Genomic DNA, 18,347 nt, shown 5'->3' on the forward strand with positions numbered 1-18,347 from the left:
TGACGGATGACGATGATAAGTGAACCGACAAGCTTCCTTCAGGTCAGACGCGCAAATCCGAAGATCGTGCGCGGTTCGGTCTCTTCCAGTGCCGTCAAATCCCGGGTTTATGTGGCCATGCTGGCTTTCGCCTGTGTCTATGCGGCCATCGGGGGACGTCTTGTGCTTCTGGCGCAAATGGAAGAAGCGCCCTCCCGTGCCTGGATCTCCGCGCAGGACTCCGTTTCGGCCTCAAGGCCGGACCTGATCGACCGGAACGGCGAAATTCTGGCAACCGATATCAAGACCGCGTCTCTTTATGCCGAGCCGCGCAGGATCCTGGACGTCGACGAGGCTGTCGAGGGTCTGATCCGTGCACTTCCGGACCTGGACGAGAAACTGGTTCGCCGCCGTCTTGAAAGCGGCGCCGGCTTTGTCTGGCTGAAGCGGGAAATGACCCGCCAGAAGGCCGATGAAATTCATAATCTCGGACTGCCGGGGATCGGGTTCTTGTCCGAGAACCAGAGGTTTTATCCAGGTGGTCCGACGGCAGGGCACATTGTCGGGTCGGTGAATGTCGACAATCAGGGCCTTGCCGGAATTGAAAAGCACATCGACGACGAATGGCTTGGGGATCTGCAATCGCTTGGCTTTGCGTCTGGCCGAACCATGGAGCCTGTCCGGTTGTCGGTCGACCTGCGCGTCCAGCACGTAGTGCGCGACGAACTGGTCAAGGCCATGGAGCGCTACAGGGCAATTGCCGCTGCCGGCATCGTGCTTGACGCAAAGACCGGCGAAGTCGTCGCCATGTCCTCTCTGCCGGACTACGACCCGAATGACAGGTCGCAGGCGCTGGAGCGTGACCGGTTGAACCGCGCAACCGGCGGGGTTTTCGAAATGGGCTCGGTGTTCAAGGCCTTCACAACGGCAATGGCACTTGATTCCGGCTCCGTCACCATCAATGACAGCTTCGACGCGACCCGTCCGATCCGGGCCGCGGGCCGCACGATTACGGATTTCCACGGGAAAAACCGCATCCTCTCGGTGCCGGAAATCTTCATCTATTCGTCCAACATCGGAACGGCGAAAATGATGCTGGCAACAGGTGTTGCTCGGCAGAAGGAGTTTCTCGAGCGCTTGCACCTGACCAGCCGGTTGAAGACGGAACTGCCGGAAAATGCCGCGCCATTGCTTCCTCCGAAATGGAACGAGCTGGCCGCGATGACCATCTCCTTCGGCCACGGCCTCTCGGTGACGCCGATGCAGACTGCCGTTGCTGCCGCCGCTGTCGTGAATGGTGGAACCCTGCTGCCGCCGACCTTCCTGCCAAGAAGCCCTGAAGAGGTTCAAGCGGTTGGAAAACAAGTCATTTCCCCGGAAGTCAGCCGCATGATGCGTTACCTGTTCCGCCTGAATGTCCTGTCTGGATCAGGGCGCCGGGCAGACGTTCCGGGCTATACCGTTGGCGGCAAAACCGGCACCGCCGAGAAGATCGAGAACGGCCGCTACGTGAGCAACAAGCGCCGGAACTCCTTCCTTTCGGCCTTCCCGATGGATGATCCGAGATACGTGGTGCTGGTCGTCCTTGACGAGCCGAAGTCGGAGCGCGAGGGGATTGGTGCAACGGCAGGTCTGAACACCGCACCGACGACAGGGGCGATCATCCGGCGCGCTGCACCGATGCTTGGAGTGATGCCGCGTTTCGGCAAGGGGGATGAACCGATCGAGATTTCCTATTAAGGAGACATGAGGAAAGCAGTGGTCACCGGCGGGGTCGCAGCCGATTACCGGGATCAAAGCTTGCAGACGACGACGCACAAACCGAACGATCAGGTGTGATGGATCTTGAAACTCTTGCCGGCGGCATTGAATTGCCTGAGTCGGCGAAGGATCTGAAAATTTCAGGGCTCACGGCAGATAGCCGGAATGTAGGGCCCGACTTCCTATTTGCCGCGTTCAAGGGTGCGGTCGTTGACGGAATACGGTTTGCGCCGGGCGCAGCGGAGGCTGGTGCCGTGGCGATCCTGTGCGCCGAAAACGCCGCCGACACTGTCCGAAGAAGCGTACGGCAAGACGTTGCCGTCATTCCCGTGACAGAGCCTCGGCAGGTCTTTTCCAAAATGGCGGCACGGTTCCACGGTGCGCAGCCTGATATCATCGTTGCGGTGACCGGAACCGCGGGAAAAACTTCTGTCGCCCATTTTGTCCGCCAGATCTTCCAGGCTGCAGGGCATCCGGCAGCCAGCCTCGGCACACTCGGAACGGTCAAGCCCGACGGCATCAGCTATGGCGGCCTCACGACACCGGATCCCGTTGCGCTTCACAAGGAACTTGCCGAACTCAAGCAAAAGGGGATCAATCACGCCGCGATGGAGGCGTCTTCCCACGGCCTTGATCAGTTCCGCCTGGACGGGGTGCGGCTGACGGCGGCGGCCTTCACCAATCTCGGCCGGGACCACATGGACTATCATCCGACCATGGAGGATTACCTGCAGGCCAAGCTGCGTCTGTTTAAGGATCTCTTGCCGGATGGCGGCATGGTCGTGGTCGATCCGGGCGAAAAATATGCCGATCGCGTCCTGCAGGTTGCCGAAGACCGCGGCCTCCCGGTGTTTTCGGTTGGTGAGACCGGCACTGATCTGAAACTGACTGGCCTCAAGCCAAGCGGCGCCGGTCAGGAACTGACGCTGCAGACCGCGCGCGGTGAATACAAGATTACATTGCCGCTGATCGGCAGGTTCCAGGTCTCCAATGCACTGATTGCCGCCGGTTTGGCGATTGCCGCCGGAACGGATATGGGCCTGGTCCTGCGCTCGCTTGAGAACCTGAAAGGAGCGCCGGGGCGGCTGGAACTCGCCGGAAAGACGGCGTCCGGCGGACTTGTGTTTGTCGACTATGCGCATAAACCCGATGCACTCGACAATGCCCTGGCCGCGCTCAAGCCGTTTGCGACCGGCAAGCTCGCTGTGGTTATCGGAGCCGGTGGTGACCGGGACCCCGGAAAGCGGGAGCTTATGGGGGCGGCCGCCGCTCGCCATGCGGATCTGGTCATTGTAACGGACGACAACCCGCGATCTGAAGATCCGGCAACAATCCGCAAGGCGGTTTTGTCCGGGGCACAAAATGCAATGGAAATCGGCGACCGGTATGAGGCCATTGCCGAGGGAGTGCACCGGCTCAATGCCGGCGATATCCTGTGTGTAGCCGGAAAAGGCCACGAAACCGGCCAGATTGTTGGCGACACAGTGATTCCGTTTTCGGATCACGACGCCGTGCAACGTGCCATCAGCCTTGAGGGAGACACATGAGCGAGCCTCTCTGGAAACTGGATGCCTTTGTCGAAGCTGCCGGCGGTAGCGTGAAGGGCGACGTCGGCACGGACATTACGGGAATTTCGATTGACAGCCGGTCGCTTGAGCCGGGCGACGCATTCATCGCCATCAAGGGCGACCACCTTGACGGACACGACTACGTGGAGGCTGCCCTTGAGGCAGGGGCCTCACTCGCGCTTGTGGCGAGCAAAAAGCTTTCCGAATTGCCCGAAGACGGTCGTTACGTTGCCGTTCGGGATCCACTCGAAGCGATGCGAAAACTCGGGGTTGCCGCAAGGGCACGCACGAATGCACGGATCATTGCCGTCACCGGATCGGTCGGAAAGACCGGCACAAAGGAAGCTCTGAAGCTGACGCTGGAACAATCCGGCAAGGTGCATGCGTCGGTCGCATCTTTCAACAATCACTGGGGCGTTCCGCTGACGCTGGCACGCATGCCGGAGGACACAAGGTATGGCGTGTTCGAAATCGGTATGAACCATGCGGGAGAAATTTCACCGCTGGTCAAGATGGTGCGGCCTCATATTGCCATCATCACGACCGTGCAGCCCGTGCATTTGGAGTTCTTTGAGTCCGTTGAGAAGATTGCACAGGCCAAGGCGGAAATTTTTGACGGCTTGGAGCCGGGCGGCATTGCCATTCTCAACAAGGACAATCACCAGTACGACCTCCTGAGGTTTCTTGCCGCGACCGCCGGTGTTTCTTACGTGCAGACGTTCGGAGAAGATCCAAGCGCCGACAGTCACACCGAAAACGTTGTCGGATACGCAGGCGGTACCAGTATTGATGCGTCAATCCTGGGGACGGAAATCACCTACAAGATCGGCGCGCCCGGCAGGCACCTTGTCAAGAACAGCCTGGCCGTTCTGACAGCCGTCAGGGATGTTGGTGCGGATCTGGCCAAGGCTGGGCTTGCGCTGGACACGATGCGTCCTCCAAAGGGGCGGGGTCAGGTCAGCCTTCTTCAGCTCCCCGAAGGTGAACTCAGTCTGATTGACGAGAGCTACAATGCGAATCCCGCCTCGATGCGCGCGGCGTTGCAGGTGCTTGGCGAAGCCCCCGTGACGCGCCCGGGCCGGCGGATTGCTGTGATCGGTGACATGCGTGAACTCGGCACCGAGGCCGACCGGCTGCATGCGGAATTGCTGGGTCCGATAATGGAGTCGCAGACCGACTCGGTTTACTGCGCGGGTCCGCACATGCACGCGCTTTGGCAGCAATTGCCGCGCGAATTGCGGGCGCATTACAGCGAAGAGGCGAAAGATCTGGAAGACGTCATTTTGAAGGACGTCAGGCCCGGCGATGTCGTTATGATCAAGGGATCGCTAGGAACCCAGATGGGGCCCCTTGTGGAGGCCATGAAAAAGGAATATCCGCCCGCGGACGACACTGCGGCGGAATAAGGGATAGCTGATGTTTTATTTTTTGGGGCAATTCGCTGATCAGGTTTCCGCACTGAACGTCTTCAGGTACATCACGTTCAGAACCGGCGGCGCAATTATGACGGCGCTTTTTTTCGTTTTTCTTTTCGGGCCCCGGATCATTTCCAGTTTGAGGATCCGACAGGGTCACGGACAGCCGATCCGGGCGGACGGTCCGGAAAGCCACCTCCTCACCAAAAAAGGCACGCCAACCATGGGTGGGCTCATGATCCTGTCCGGGGCGCTTGTTGCAGCGCTGCTGTGGTCGGATCTGTCAAACCCTTATGTCTGGGTGGTGATCGGCGTGACGCTCGGTTTCGGAGGCATCGGATTTTACGACGACTATCTCAAGGTCACGAAATCGTCCCACAAGGGGTTCGGCGGCAAGGCACGGCTTGGACTGGAGTTTTTGATCGCTGCGCTTGCAGCTTATGCCGTGACGGTTCTCGACACGTCTGAATTTTCCGAAGCAATTACCTTTCCGTTTCTGAAGGACTTCACGCTCAATCTTGGCCTGATTTTCATTCCCTTCGCTGCCTTCGTGATGGTCGGCGCGGGCAACGCGGTCAACCTGACGGATGGTCTGGACGGTCTCGCCATTGTTCCGGTGATGATTGCCTGTGCGTCGTTCGGCCTGATCGCGTACTTGTCCGGTAACGCGGTCTTCGCGAACTACCTGCAGATCCACCATGTCTCCGGCACCGGTGAACTCGCCGTCATCTGCGGTGCGGTGATCGGGGCTGGTCTCGGCTTTCTCTGGTTCAATGCACCGCCCGCTGCGATTTTCATGGGGGATACCGGATCGCTGGCACTCGGCGGCATGATTGGTGCCATTGCTGTGGCCACCAAGCATGAGATCGTGCTCGCGATCATCGGCGGTCTCTTCGTTCTGGAAGCGGTGTCTGTGATTGTTCAGGTGATCTCCTTCAAGCTGACCGGCAAGCGGGTGTTTCGAATGGCGCCGATCCATCACCATTTCGAAATCATGGGATGGACCGAAAGCCAGGTGGTCATCCGCTTCTGGATCATTGCCGTCGTTCTCGCCCTGCTCGGCCTGGCCACGTTGAAGCTGAGGTAGGCGCATGATCCCGGTCACCACATTCGAAGGCAAAAAGATCGCCCTGTTCGGTCTGGGCGGATCGGGCCTGACGACGGCTCATGCCCTGAAAGCCGGCGGCGCGGATGTGGTGTGCTTTGACGACAACAAATCGCGTGTTGAGCAGGCCGCCTCAGAGGGGCTGGCGACGCAGGATCTGCGCGTCGCTGATTGGAACGGGTTCGAAGCGCTCGTGCTGGCTCCGGGTGTTCCGCTGACCCATCCGGTGCCGCACTGGACAGTCGATCTTGCCCGTGAAGCGGGGATCGAGGTCATCGGGGATGTGGAACTGTTCTGCCGTGAGCGGCGCAAACAGTGCCTGACGGCGCCGCTGATCGCCATAACCGGGACCAACGGCAAATCGACCACGACGGCGCTCATCGCGCATCTGTTACGTGAACTCGGTCTGGATGTTCAGGTTGGCGGTAACATCGGGACACCGGTCCTGGAGCTGGAGCCACCGCATCCGGGCCGGCACTATGTCGTTGAGTGCTCGTCTTATCAGATCGACCTTGCACCCACGCTCGACCCGAGCGTCGGAGTTCACATGAACCTGTCGCCCGATCATCTTGACCGGCACGGAACCATGGAGAACTACGCCGCGATAAAGGAGCGCCTTGTCGCAGGATCGAAGATGGCAGTCGTCGGGGTCGACGATCGTTTGTCTTCCGCCATTGCAGACAGTCTTGAACTTGCGCACAAACCTGTTTGCCGGATTGCCGGAGAGAGAGAGCTGACAGACGGGGTCTATGCCCACCATGGCCGCCTGTACGAGGCCGACAACGGTACACAGACCGAAGTCGCACTTCTGGGAGGTATCGACAGTCTGCGCGGAGACCACAATGGCCAAAACGCGGCTGCTGCCTTTGCAGCGCTGAGGGCACTTGAGTTGCCTTCGGACAAGATCGCAGCTGCGTTGAAAACATTTCCCGGTCTGCACCATCGCATGGAGGTGGTTTCCAGGCGCGGACGGATCCTGTTCATCAACGACTCCAAGGCAACCAATGCCGATGCCGCCGCGCGGGCCCTTTCCAGTTTCGAGCGGATCTACTGGATTGCTGGCGGGCGCGCCAAAACCGGAGGGATTTCCTCGCTCGATGAGTATTTCCCAAAAATCGCAAAAGCCTTTCTGATCGGAGAAGCCGCCGAGGAATTCAGCAAGACGCTGGAAGGCCGTGTGCCCTTCGCGATCAGTGGAACCTTGCCCCAGGCTGTGATCGATGCAGCCGCGGAGGCGACCGAAGATGGCGCTGAGGAGATTGCCATTCTGCTCTCTCCGGCCTGTGCCAGTTTTGACCAATACCCGAATTTCGAATTGCGGGGCGCTGCTTTTGTAGACGCAGTGCGTGCCTTGCCTGAAGCCGGAAACACTCAGGAGGAGGTTGCATAGATGGTATCTCGCGCCGACCGCAGCAAATTTGCCGAATGGCTCTGGACGGTCGACCATTATCTGCTCGCGGCCTTTGGCATTCTCATGGTCGGCGGCGTGGTGCTGTCCTTTGCAGCAAGCCCTCCGGTTGCCGAAAGGCTCGGTCTCGATACGCTGTTTTTCGTCAAGCGCCAGGCGCTCTTTCTGATCCCGGCCGTTGCCATCATGCTGGCCGCCTCGCTGATGACGCCGCGCATGGTCCGACGGGCAGCTCTGATCCTGTTCGTCATTTCGCTGGTCCTGCTCGTCGCGACACTCTTTCTCGGCTTTGAGGCCAAAGGCGCCCGGCGCTGGATCTATATTGCCGGGTTCTCGGTCCAGCCGTCCGAATACCTGAAACCAGCGTTCGTCGTGTTGATCGCGTTCCTTTTGTCGGAAAGCGGGCGCCGCCGCGAGGTTCCCGGCGTTCTGTTTGCCTTTGTGCTGTTCGCCGTGTGCGCCGCGCTCCTGATTGCCCAGCCGGATTTCGGCCAGACCATGCTGCTTGGTCTTGTCTGGGCCGGCCTGTTTTTCCTGAACGGCATTTCCTGGTTGATCATTGTGGCCCTTGGACTGGTCGGGCTTGTCGGCCTTTTCGCCGCTTACGCTTTCCTGCCGCATGTCACCAACCGCGTGGACAGGTTTCTTGATCCAAGTTCCGGCGATACGTTCCAGGTCGATACAGCGATGGATTCCTTCCTGGCTGGAGGCTGGTTTGGCCGCGGTCCGGGCGAGGGAACCGTGAAGCGCATTCTGCCGGACAGCCATACCGATTTCATTTTTGCCGTCGTCGGCGAGGAATTCGGCGTCGTCGTCTGTCTGCTGGTAGTCTCCGTTTTTGCCTTTGTCGTCCTGCGCGGCCTCAGCCATGCCAGCCGGGATCAGGATGCTTTCAGCCGTCTGGCGACTGCCGGTCTCGTGGTGCTGTTCGGACTTCAGGCGACGATCAATCTCGCCGTGAACCTTCACCTTATGCCGTCAAAGGGCATGACCTTGCCCTTCATCTCCTATGGCGGGTCTTCACTGCTGTCGTCCGCTATTACCGCAGGAGCCATTCTGGCCCTCACCCGAAGGAGGCCGCAGCCCAGCCGGTCGGATGTTGTCACCGTCAGCCGGCTTTCACCCTCTTCTTTGATGTAAGGCACGTTGCCGGATAGTATGAGCAAAACAGTTTTACTGACGGCCGGCGGCACCGGCGGCCACTTGTTTCCCGCACAGGCGCTTGCAGGTGAGCTTCAAAGGCGTGGATGGGTTGTCGAGCTCGCGACGGATGAGCGGGCCGACAAATACGGCTCCGCGTTTCCCGCCCGCAACGTTCACATCATCGCATCGGAAACCATTCGCGGCCGCAATCCAGTAGCGCTTGCAAAAACCGCCTTCAGCCTCTTGCGGGGGACACTTCAGGCAAGGTCCGTTATCAAGGCATTGAAGCCGGACGCGGTTGCCGGCTTTGGAGGGTATCCGACGTTTCCGCCGATGTTCGCGGCACGGCTTACAGGGACACCCTCCATTCTGCACGAGGCGAACGGCGTCATGGGCCGGGCCAACAAACTGCTGGCAAAAGGCGTGGCGGCAATCGCAACCAGCGTGCCGCTGGACAATCTTCCGCATGATCTTGCCGTCAAACAGGTCGAAACCGGCAATCCGGTTCGCGATGCCGTGCTGGAGGCTGCTGATCAGCCTTATGCTGCGCCCGTTGCCGGCGGCGAGTTCAAGCTGCTGGTCTTCGGCGGTTCCCAGGGCGCACGCTTCTTCTCCGATCTGCTGCCGCCGGCCATCGAACGCCTACCAGAGGATATTCGCAATCGGCTCAGTATCGTCCAGCAATGCCGTCCGGAAGACATTGAACGAGTACAGGCGGTTTACGAAAAACTGGGTGTGAAGGCTGAGTGCGCGCCGTTCTTCAAGGATATGCCTGAACGCATCGCGCAATCACACCTCGTGATCTGCCGGTCGGGGGCTTCTTCTGTAAGCGAACTCAGCGTGCTCGGGCGGCCATCCATATTGGTTCCGCTTCCCGGTGCGATCGATCAGGACCAGGCCGCCAATGCAAGGGTCCTGGAAACGGCGGGCGGTGCCTGGCCGATCCGGCAATCGGAGTTGACTGCGGACAGGCTCTCAGAAGAAATCATCCGCTTCATCAATTCGCCGGATCTGCTGGTGGAAGCTGCCGCCAACGCACGCAGCGTTGCTAAGCCGGACGCGGTCAAACGCCTTGCGGACCTGGTTGAGAAGGTTGCTGAAAAACAAGGAGAACGGCCATGAAAATGCCGCAGGATATCGGACCGGTTCACTTCGTCGGCATCGGCGGCATTGGCATGAGCGGCATTGCCGAAGTGCTGAAAACGCTTGGATACCAGGTGCAAGGGTCTGACATGGCTGAGAATGCCAACGTGCAGCGGCTCAGATCCCACGGGATTGCGGTGACCGTCGGACACGCGGCCGAAAACCTCGGCGATGCGGAAGTGCTTGTCGTGTCTTCGGCGATCAAGAAGGACAATCCGGAACTGGTGGCCGCGCGCGAGAGACTGATACCAGTCGTGCGCCGGGCCGAGATGCTTGCCGAACTGATGCGGTTCAAGCAGGCGATTGCCGTTGGCGGAACCCACGGCAAGACGACGACCACCTCAATGGTAGCCGCGCTGCTCGATGCCGGAAGTCTAGATCCAACGGTCATCAACGGCGGCATCATCAACGCTTACGGCACCAACGCACGCATGGGCGCTGGGGACTGGATGGTCGTCGAGGCGGATGAAAGCGACGGAACGTTCGTCAAGCTTCCTGCCGACATCGCGATCGTCACCAACATCGATCCGGAACATCTCGATCACTACGGTGATTTTGAAGGCGTCAAGGCAGCCTTCCGCCAGTTCATCGAAAACGTACCGTTTTACGGCTTCGCGGTGATGTGCCTCGATCATCCTGAGGTGCAGACCATGATCGGGACAATTGAGGACCGGCGGGTCGTGACCTACGGCGCCAATCCGCAGGCCGACGTGCGCTTTACCGATGTATCGATGGATGGGGGCAAGTCGACATTTTCGGTTGCCATCCGGGACCGCCGGACCGACGAAGTCATCGAATTGAACGAGTTGGTTCTGCCGATGCCTGGCCTTCACAATGTCTCCAATGCGACGGCGGCAATCGCGGTCGCTTCCAATCTGGGCGTTGGTCCGGATGACCTGAAGAAAGGCATTTCGGACTTTGGAGGCGTCAAACGCCGCTTTACGCATACCGGCACAGTCGGCGGCGTCCAGATCTTCGACGACTACGGTCATCATCCGGTGGAGATCAAGGCGGTTCTGCACGCTGCGCGCCAATCGACAAAGGGAAAGGTCATTGCGGTCATGCAGCCGCACCGGTTTACGCGGCTCCAGAGCCTCTTCGATGATTTTTCCAACTGCTTCAACGACGCCGACACCGTGATCATCACGCCGGTTTATGCAGCCGGTGAACAACCGATAGAAGGGGCTTCTCACAAGGATCTCGTGTCGGGCATGAAAACCCGTGGTCATCGGCAGGTTCAATCGATCGATGGGCCAGAGGAGTTGCCTGCTCTGATCAAGGAGCTCGCCGAGCCAGGCGACTTCGTCATTTGCCTCGGGGCAGGCAACATCACCCAGTGGGCCTATGCGCTGCCGCAGCAACTTCAAGAACTTCAGGACCAGGACTGATGAGTTTTCCTGACCTCCTGGAACAACATCCTGACCTTGCCGTTGGCATTCGCGGCAGGCTGACTGCCAACCAGCCGCTTTCCGCCGTGACCTGGTTCCGTACAGGCGGCCCGGCACAGTTGATGTTTCAGCCGGCCGACGAAGATGATCTTGCCGCATTTTTAAAGAAACTGCCCGACGACGTACCGGTTCTGCCCGTGGGGCTCGGCTCCAATCTCCTGATCCGCGACGGCGGCCTGGAGGGCGTCGTGATACGTCTCAGTGCTAAGGGGTTCGGCGGGATCGAGGCCGCCGGCGCCGATCGTCTGCGGGCGGGGGCGGCGGTTCCGGACAAGCGGCTTGCCGAAGCTGCGGCGGCAGCCAGCCTTGGAGGGTTTGCGTTTTATACCGGGATTCCGGGTGGTCTCGGCGGCGCGCTGCGCATGAATGCAGGCGCGCACGGGACCGAAACGCGTGAGCGCATGGTCGAGTTGACCGCGATCGACCGCCAGGGAAACCGGCACGTTCTGACGAACGCCGACATGAGTTATGCCTACCGCTACTCCGCAGCGCCAAAGGATCTGGTGTTCACCTCAGCTGTCTTTGCCGGCATCCCAAAGGACGAAGCCTCAATACGCCAGGAAATGGCAGACGTCGTGGCACACCGTGAAAAGGCGCAGCCGATCCGGGAAAAGACCGGCGGGTCGACATTCAAGAACCCGCCCGGAACGTCTGCCTGGAAAGAGGTCGATGCAGCCGGTTGCAGGGGACTGACCGTTGGCGGCGCGCAAATGTCCGAAATGCACTGCAATTTCATGATCAACACTGGAGCGGCAACGGGATACGACCTGGAACGCCTCGGTGAAACGGTGCGCGCGCGCGTCCTTGAGCACAGCGGCATCCGGCTCGAATGGGAAATCAAACGGCTTGGACGGTTCGGAGAGACCGGATCTGTCGAACCGTTTCTGGGACAGCAAGGGGAGGCCGCGTAAATGGCCAAGAAGCACGTCGCCGTTCTGATGGGCGGTTGGGTCAACGAACGTCCGGTCAGCCTAAGCAGCGGCAAGGACTGCGCCGACGCTCTGGAAGAGGCCGGTTACAAGGTGACACGCGTCGACGTTGACCGGAATGTCTCGGCCGTTTTGCAAAAACTTCAGCCGGATGTCGCCTTCAATGCGCTGCATGGCCCGTTCGGGGAGGATGGCTGCATTCAGGGAATTTTAGAATTCCTTAACATTCCCTTCACGCATTCGGGGGTGATGGCTTCCAGCCTTGCAATGAACAAAGTGAAGGCCAAGGCAGTGATGCAGGCTGCCGGCATCCCGGTGACGAAAGACATCGTCGTGAACCGCCGCGAGATCCAGCGTGAACACCCTATGGAGCCACCTTATGTGCTTAAACCGATCTCTGAAGGATCGAGCTTTGGAGTGCTGATTGTCAAGGAAGATCAAGAGTTTCCGCCGCAAGAGCTGAGTCGGGCAGACTGGCCTTACCCGGATGTGCTGATGTGCGAGAAATTCATCGACGGACGCGAACTCACATGTGCGGTCATGGACGACAAGCCGCTCGGGGTGATCGACATCATTCCGATGGGGCACAGCTTCTATGATTATGACGCAAAATATGTAGAAGGCGGTTCAAAACACGTTCTTCCTGCAAAAATTTCACCGATTGTTTACCAAACCATAGAGACACTAGCGGTTAAGGCGCATCAGGTCTTGGGATGCCGTGGTGTTTCCCGTGCCGATTTTCGATTCGATGAACGCGAAGACGGAACCGGTGAACTGATCTGCCTTGAAGTGAACACGCAGCCAGGCATGACGCCGACTTCTCTTGTGCCGGAAATGGCGGCCTACAAGGGGATGAGTTTCAAGGACCTGGTCAGTTGGATGGTTGAGGACGCGAGTTGCTGTCGCTAGGTCGCAAACGATTTCGGGAAACACTGACCCCGCTGGAAGCCGAGCTGGCCCCGCGCGGGCGCGGTGTGTCGCGTTTGCATCGCCAGCCGGTCTGGCGGTCGGCCGGGCGCCTGGCCGATCTCCCGCGCTGGACAGGGTCCGCAGCCGCCCTTGGTTTCTTAACCTTAACGATTTCCTATGGAATAGTCATAGGTGGCCACGGCCGGATGGTTTCTGATGCGCTACTGTCTGCTGCCGGGTTCGGCATTGAGGCGGTGAAGCTCTCGGGGCAGCGCGAAATCAACGAGTTTCAGATCCTTGAGGCTCTGGAAATTCATGAGGGCACGTCGCTTGCCCTGTTTGACGCCGCCGGCGCGCGTGAGCGCCTGAACCAGATGGCATGGGTCAAGAACGCTTCCGTGATGAAGCTTTACCCGAGCACGTTGCAGATCCGAATCGAGGAACGCGTTCCTTTTGCGCTCTGGCAGCGTGGTGATCTGGTCTCAATCGTGAACGAGGCGGGGGACGTCATCACTGATGACGTCGACGGCCGCTATGCCAATCTGCTTCTTGTCGTCAATCACGGCGCTCAGCGCCGCGCGACCGAAATCAACACTGCCCTGGAACAGGTGCCGGAGCTGCGCCCGCGCGTGCGCGCCGCCTTCCTTGTCAGTGACCGCCGCTGGGACCTTCAATTGGAAAACGGAATTTCAATCCGCCTGCCGGAACAGGATGTTGACGCTGCGCTTGCCGATCTTGTGAAGATGGACGAAGAGAGCGGTCTTCTGTCCCGGGATATCGTCGCGATCGACATGCGTCTGGCTGATCGGGTCACGGTGCGGCTGTCCGACGAGGCGGCAGAACAGCGCAAGATCATGACAGGTGGTCGCAACCGGTCAGGCAAGAAGGAGCAGGACACGTGAGCCGCTCCGACAAGAATCTCTACCTGCCCAAAATGCGCCCGCTGCCCAGCCGGCGCTCTGTCATTATGTCGGTTCTGGACGTGGGCTCGACCAAGGTCTGCTGCCTGATCGCGAAACTGGTGCCGCAAGAAGAAAAGGCGATCCTCTCGAGCCGGTCTCACAAGGTGGAAGTCCTGGGCTACGGCTATCAGCGCTCTCGCGGCATCAAGTCCGGTGTCGTCGTCGACATGGATGCGGCCGAACAGGCGATCCGTCTGGCCGTCGACAGCGCGGAGCGCATGGCCGGTGTCACCGTCGAATCCCTGATTGCCAATATCAGTTGCGGGCGGCTGCAGAGCGAGATCTACAGCGCCGGTGTACCGCTTGCCGGTGACAGCGTTTCGGAAGCGGACATCCAGCGGGTTCTTTCCGCGGGCTCCAGCCACTCGGTGACGGACGGTCGAGCCGTGACGCACGCGCTGCCGATTTCCTATTCGCTGGACGGCAGCAGGGGCATCCGGGACCCACGCGGCATGATGGGGCACAAACTCGGTGTCGATATGCAGGTTGTGACCGCGGAAGTCCCGCCGGTGCGCAATCTGGAACTCTGCATCAATCGTGGACACCTTCACGTCGAGACCATGGTGGCAACTCCGTTCGCAAGCGGACTGTCCACGATTGTCGACGATGAAGCAGAACTTGGCGTCGCCTGTATCGACATGGGTGGCGGCACGACGACACTGTCGGTTTTTGTCGACGGTCACATGGTGCATCTCGATGCGATCGCCGTCGGCGGCAATCACGTGACGACGGATATCGCCCGCGCCTTCGCAACGCGCCTGCAGGATGCAGAGCGTCTGAAAACCCTTTACGGCTCACCGCTGGCTTCCAGCTCCGACGAGCGCGACCTTCTGACGGTTCCGCCCCTGGAAAGCGACAGCGATTTGCCCAACCAGATCCCACGCTCGGCGCTGACCCGTGTCATCCGTCCGCGCGTTGAAGAGATCCTTGAACTCGTAAGAGATCGTTTGACCGCCTCCGGCTTTGCCGGCCGGGTGGGCAAGCAGATCGTGCTGACAGGGGGCGCTAGTCAGCTGACGGGTCTTGGAGAGGTTGCGCGTCACATTCTGGGGCGCAACGTTCGTCTTGGCCGGCCTCTAGGCGTCGCCGGTCTTCCCGAGGCTGCCAAAGGTCCGGCTTTTGCCGCCGCTGTCGGTCTCTTGATTTATCCGCAAGTCGCTCAAATCGAACAGTTCGATCACAAGAACCGTCGGTCTGGGTGGAGCGGACAATCTGGTTACCTGGCCCGTGTGGGGCAGTGGATCAGGGAAAGCTTCTGACGACATGAGCCAAGAAGACGAAAGCCAGGAATTGGAACTGCCGGGAGTGGCAGTTGAAGTTAGGGAAGAAGAGGCCTCTCCCGTACCGGGGGAGCCAGAGGGTCGCGAGGATAATATGACCATCAACCTGAAGATGCCCGATATTCAGGAGCTGAAACCGCGCATTACGGTTTTCGGCGTCGGCGGCGCGGGCGGAAACGCCGTCAATAACATGATCACTGCAGGTCTCCAGGGGTGCGACTTCGTCGTGGCCAACACGGATGCCCAGGCTTTGGCCATGAACCATTCCGATCGGCTCGTCCAGATGGGCGTTGCTGTCACGGAAGGTCTTGGTGCAGGCTCCCAGCCGGAAGTCGGCTCGGCCGCAGCCGAAGAAGTGATCGACGAAATCAATGACCATCTGTCCGGTTCGCACATGGTGTTCATCACTGCCGGCATGGGCGGTGGCACCGGTACCGGTGCAGCGCCCGTTATTGCCCGCGCAGCACGCGAGCAGGGCATTCTGACGGTGGGTGTGGTCACCAAACCGTTCCAGTTCGAAGGCGCGCGGCGGATGCGCATTGCCGATTCCGGCATCGACGAGTTGCAGCGCAATGTCGACACGCTGATCGTGATCCCGAACCAGAACCTGTTCCGGATCGCCAACGCCCAGACGACCTTTGCCGACGCGTTCGCGATGGCAGACCAGGTGCTCTACTCAGGTGTTGCCTGCATCACCGATCTGATGGTGAAGGAAGGTCTCATCAACCTTGACTTCGCCGATGTTCGCTCCGTGATGCGCGGCATGGGCAAGGCCATGATGGGAACCGGCGAAGCGAGCGGTGAAAAGCGCGCTCAGCAGGCCGCGGAAGCTGCAATCGCAAACCCGCTTCTGGACGAATCGTCCATGAAGGGTGCACGTGGTCTCCTGATCTCCATCACCGGTGGCAACGACCTGACGCTGTTCGAAGTGGATGAAGCGGCAACCCGGATCCGTGAAGAAGTGGATTCGGATGCCAACATCATTCTCGGAGCAACTTTCGACGAAACACTCGATGGTCTCATCCGTGTGTCCGTCGTTGCAACGGGCATCGACAAGGAAGAGGGTCAGGACGCAGGCACGTTTCCCTCTCCAGCAGCACAGGCACTGAGGTCTGAAGCCGCAGCTGCGGCCCGGATGCCGGAAATCACGACCGCAATGGCCCAACAGGCCGCGGAAAAATCCGGCGCCGAGAGCGCTGCAGCCAAGGCCGTTGCCAGCCTTGAAAAGGAGCTCGCAATACCGGAGCCCGAAGCCGTTGCAGTCGCCAGTGATCCCGACGTGGAGATCAAACGCGTCAAGCCGGCTGCCGCCTCCATGGCCAGCAAAACGCCCATGATCGACCTGGAAGACGACACTCCGGCAGCTGCCGTGGAAGAATCTCCAGTCAGCCAGCCATACATTCCGCCGGCTGCCGAAGAGCATAGTCCGTCGCCGCGCATGCCGCGTGTTGAAGACTTCCCGCCGATTGCACAGCGTGAAATCCTGGCGCAGCAGACGCCTCCGGCAGCGTCCGAGACGCCGTCAAGCGCACCACAGGCCGAAGCGGCACCGGCGCCTGCACCGGCCCTGGCGCCAACGCCCGCAAGCCTAGACGACTACAACGAAGAGGACCGTCGTCCGATGGGGCTTCTGCGCCGTCTTGCGAGCGGCCTTGGTCGCAAGGAAGAGGACGAGGAGCTGGAAGCCGAAGCGCCCGTTGCGCGCCCGGCTCCGCAGATGCAACCGGCAGCCCCGGCGGCTCCGCGTGCACCGCAGGCTCGTGTGTCTTCACAAGGCGCCGCGGGTCAGCTCGACGAAACTGGCCGTGCTGCGCCCAAGCCGATCAGTGCCGCTGACGACGAACAATTGGAAATTCCGGCGTTCCTGCGCCGCCAAGCCAACTGATTCGTTTAGCGATCTTCTTCCCTGATCGCGGCAGCCCGGAGCTCACGCTTCGGGCTGCTTCCGTAGCGGAAGAATTTCATTATGTATTTCAGTATGTTGCCGGCCTGTGAATCGTTACAAACCGTAATAAAGCTTTATTTCGCTCTATCGGAGATCGCGACTATGTTCGCGTCCAACTCGTGATCGTTAATAGTCCGTAGATGCATTGGGGCAAATAAAGGGCTTTTCGGTCGCAATTCGGAAGGGCTGGGTTTAATGACCACACATGTTGACCGACAGACGACAGTTGCCGATCAGGTAACCCTGACCGGAATTGGTGTTCACTCGGGAAAACCTGCGTCGATCACACTCCTTCCCGCCGAAGCTGGCGTCGGTGTCGTATTTACGCGAACCGACCAGGAAGACGCAGTCGAGGTTCCGGCGCGCTGGGACACCGTTTCGGCAACCGCGCTCTGCACCGTGCTCGGCGATCCCACAAAAGACGGCATTGCAACAGTAGAACACGTGATGGCAGCCCTGTTCGGCATGGGCGTCGATAACGTCATTGTCGAAATCGACGGCCCGGAAATGCCCATCATGGACGGCAGCAGCTCGGTGTTCGTTGAAGCGATCGAACAGGTCGGTCTGAAGAAACTCGACCGCGGTCGCCGCTATCTGAAAATCAACAAGACCGTTCGTGTCGACAATGGCAGTGCATGGTGTGAGCTTCATCCTTACAACGGCACGAAGTTCGACATCACGATCGATTTTGAAACGCCCGTGATCGGACGGCAGCAGTTCGTATCCGAAATGACGCCGGACGTGTTCCGTGACGACCTGTCCCGTGCGCGCACGTTCGGGAACGTCAAGGACGTTGAACAGCTGTGGAAGATGGGCTTTGCGCTTGGCTCTTCCCTGGATAACTCGGTGGCGATCTCAGACGACAAGGTTCTGAACCCGGAAGGCACCCGCTGGCCGGATGAGTTTGCCCGTCACAAGGCACTTGATGCAGTTGGTGATCTGGCGCTGGCCGGTCTGCCGATCCTCGGGATGTACAAGTCCTACAAGGGCGGCCACAAGATGAACCACGCCATCCTGGTCAAGCTGTTCGAAGACCCGACCGCGTTTGAAGTGGTCGAGGCCCCGGCATTCCGTCAGGTTGGACAGGTCGGCAAGGGCGGTCTTGCCGCAGCTGCCGCGTTCGGTCCCGACGTTTCCTGATTTTTTCACGGCCGCGTCGAGGACACGGTCGGTTTATTTCGTTGAATTTCACTGCAAATCTGGCGCATTGCCATAAAATTGCTCAAAAAAACCGTCAGATCGCCGAAGAGGGCGTGACGGAGACGGGGATTTTCCGATAAACACTCCTTTCATTGTGACAAGGGCCGGAAATACCGGAATGGCTGTAGGGGCTGCGAGCAGCTCGGGAGTAA

The 18,347-nt window shown here is 59.7% G+C and carries 14 protein-coding genes; all 14 read left to right on the forward strand.

Going from position 1 to position 18,347, the window contains the following annotated elements; all coding sequences use genetic code 11:
- Positions 1–6 precede the first annotated feature (6 nt).
- The 14 genes from RBB47_RS12670 to lpxC all read left to right on the forward strand — a co-directional run bounded on the left by RBB47_RS12670 (position 7) and on the right by lpxC (position 18,135).
- A complete protein-coding gene (locus tag RBB47_RS12670; protein WP_305986169.1) occupies positions 7–1,719 on the forward strand; it encodes a penicillin-binding protein 2 in 1,713 nt (570 codons plus the stop codon).
- 98 nt (positions 1,720–1,817) lie between these two features.
- Complete coding sequence (locus tag RBB47_RS12675; RefSeq protein ID WP_305986170.1) at positions 1,818–3,287, forward strand: UDP-N-acetylmuramoyl-L-alanyl-D-glutamate--2,6-diaminopimelate ligase; 1,470 nt, start codon at positions 1,818–1,820, stop codon at positions 3,285–3,287.
- Complete coding sequence (locus RBB47_RS12680) at positions 3,284–4,714, forward strand: UDP-N-acetylmuramoylalanyl-D-glutamyl-2,6-diaminopimelate--D-alanyl-D-alanine ligase (RefSeq protein ID WP_305986171.1); 1,431 nt, start codon at positions 3,284–3,286, stop codon at positions 4,712–4,714. The genes RBB47_RS12675 and RBB47_RS12680 overlap by 4 nt, the downstream gene beginning before the upstream one ends.
- Positions 4,715–4,724: 10 nt before the next feature.
- Entirely contained in the window at positions 4,725–5,810 is a 1,086-nt protein-coding gene (mraY, locus tag RBB47_RS12685) for a phospho-N-acetylmuramoyl-pentapeptide-transferase (protein WP_305986172.1), read from the forward strand.
- A 4-nt stretch (positions 5,811–5,814) separates the two neighbouring features.
- On the forward strand, positions 5,815–7,218 hold the full coding sequence (gene murD, locus RBB47_RS12690) for a UDP-N-acetylmuramoyl-L-alanine--D-glutamate ligase (protein WP_305986173.1): 1,404 nt from the start codon (positions 5,815–5,817) through the stop codon (positions 7,216–7,218).
- Positions 7,219–8,376, forward strand: a complete 1,158-nt coding sequence (locus RBB47_RS12695) for an FtsW/RodA/SpoVE family cell cycle protein (protein WP_305986174.1) — start codon at positions 7,219–7,221, stop codon at positions 8,374–8,376.
- Between the two features lie 18 nt (positions 8,377–8,394).
- A complete protein-coding gene (murG, locus tag RBB47_RS12700; RefSeq protein ID WP_305986175.1) occupies positions 8,395–9,501 on the forward strand; it encodes an undecaprenyldiphospho-muramoylpentapeptide beta-N-acetylglucosaminyltransferase in 1,107 nt (368 codons plus the stop codon).
- Positions 9,498–10,910, forward strand: coding sequence for a UDP-N-acetylmuramate--L-alanine ligase (murC, locus tag RBB47_RS12705; protein WP_305986176.1), 1,413 nt, complete (start codon positions 9,498–9,500; stop codon positions 10,908–10,910). Before murG ends, murC begins: the two co-directional genes overlap by 4 nt.
- Positions 10,910–11,881: a UDP-N-acetylmuramate dehydrogenase gene (gene murB / locus RBB47_RS12710; RefSeq protein ID WP_305986177.1), complete on the forward strand. Its 972-nt coding sequence runs from the start codon at positions 10,910–10,912 to the stop codon at positions 11,879–11,881. Before murC ends, murB begins: the two co-directional genes overlap by 1 nt.
- Positions 11,882–12,808, forward strand: a complete 927-nt coding sequence (locus tag RBB47_RS12715; protein ID WP_305986178.1) for a D-alanine--D-alanine ligase — start codon at positions 11,882–11,884, stop codon at positions 12,806–12,808.
- Positions 12,796–13,710 (forward strand): cell division protein FtsQ/DivIB, encoded by a 915-nt coding sequence (locus RBB47_RS12720; RefSeq protein WP_305986179.1) that lies wholly within the window; start codon positions 12,796–12,798, stop codon positions 13,708–13,710. Before RBB47_RS12715 ends, RBB47_RS12720 begins: the two co-directional genes overlap by 13 nt.
- A gap of 32 nt (positions 13,711–13,742) precedes the next feature.
- Positions 13,743–15,029: a cell division protein FtsA gene (ftsA, locus tag RBB47_RS12725; protein WP_305986233.1), complete on the forward strand. Its 1,287-nt coding sequence runs from the start codon at positions 13,743–13,745 to the stop codon at positions 15,027–15,029.
- 115 nt (positions 15,030–15,144) lie between these two features.
- Positions 15,145–16,935, forward strand: coding sequence for a cell division protein FtsZ (gene ftsZ / locus RBB47_RS12730; protein WP_305986234.1), 1,791 nt, complete (start codon positions 15,145–15,147; stop codon positions 16,933–16,935).
- Positions 16,936–17,190: 255 nt separating this feature from the next.
- Positions 17,191–18,135: a UDP-3-O-acyl-N-acetylglucosamine deacetylase gene (gene lpxC / locus RBB47_RS12735; RefSeq protein WP_305986180.1), complete on the forward strand. Its 945-nt coding sequence runs from the start codon at positions 17,191–17,193 to the stop codon at positions 18,133–18,135.
- Positions 18,136–18,347 lie beyond the last annotated feature (212 nt).

The organism is Roseibium sp. MMSF_3544, from assembly GCF_030732845.1.
Taxonomy (GTDB): domain Bacteria; phylum Pseudomonadota; class Alphaproteobacteria; order Rhizobiales; family Stappiaceae; genus Roseibium.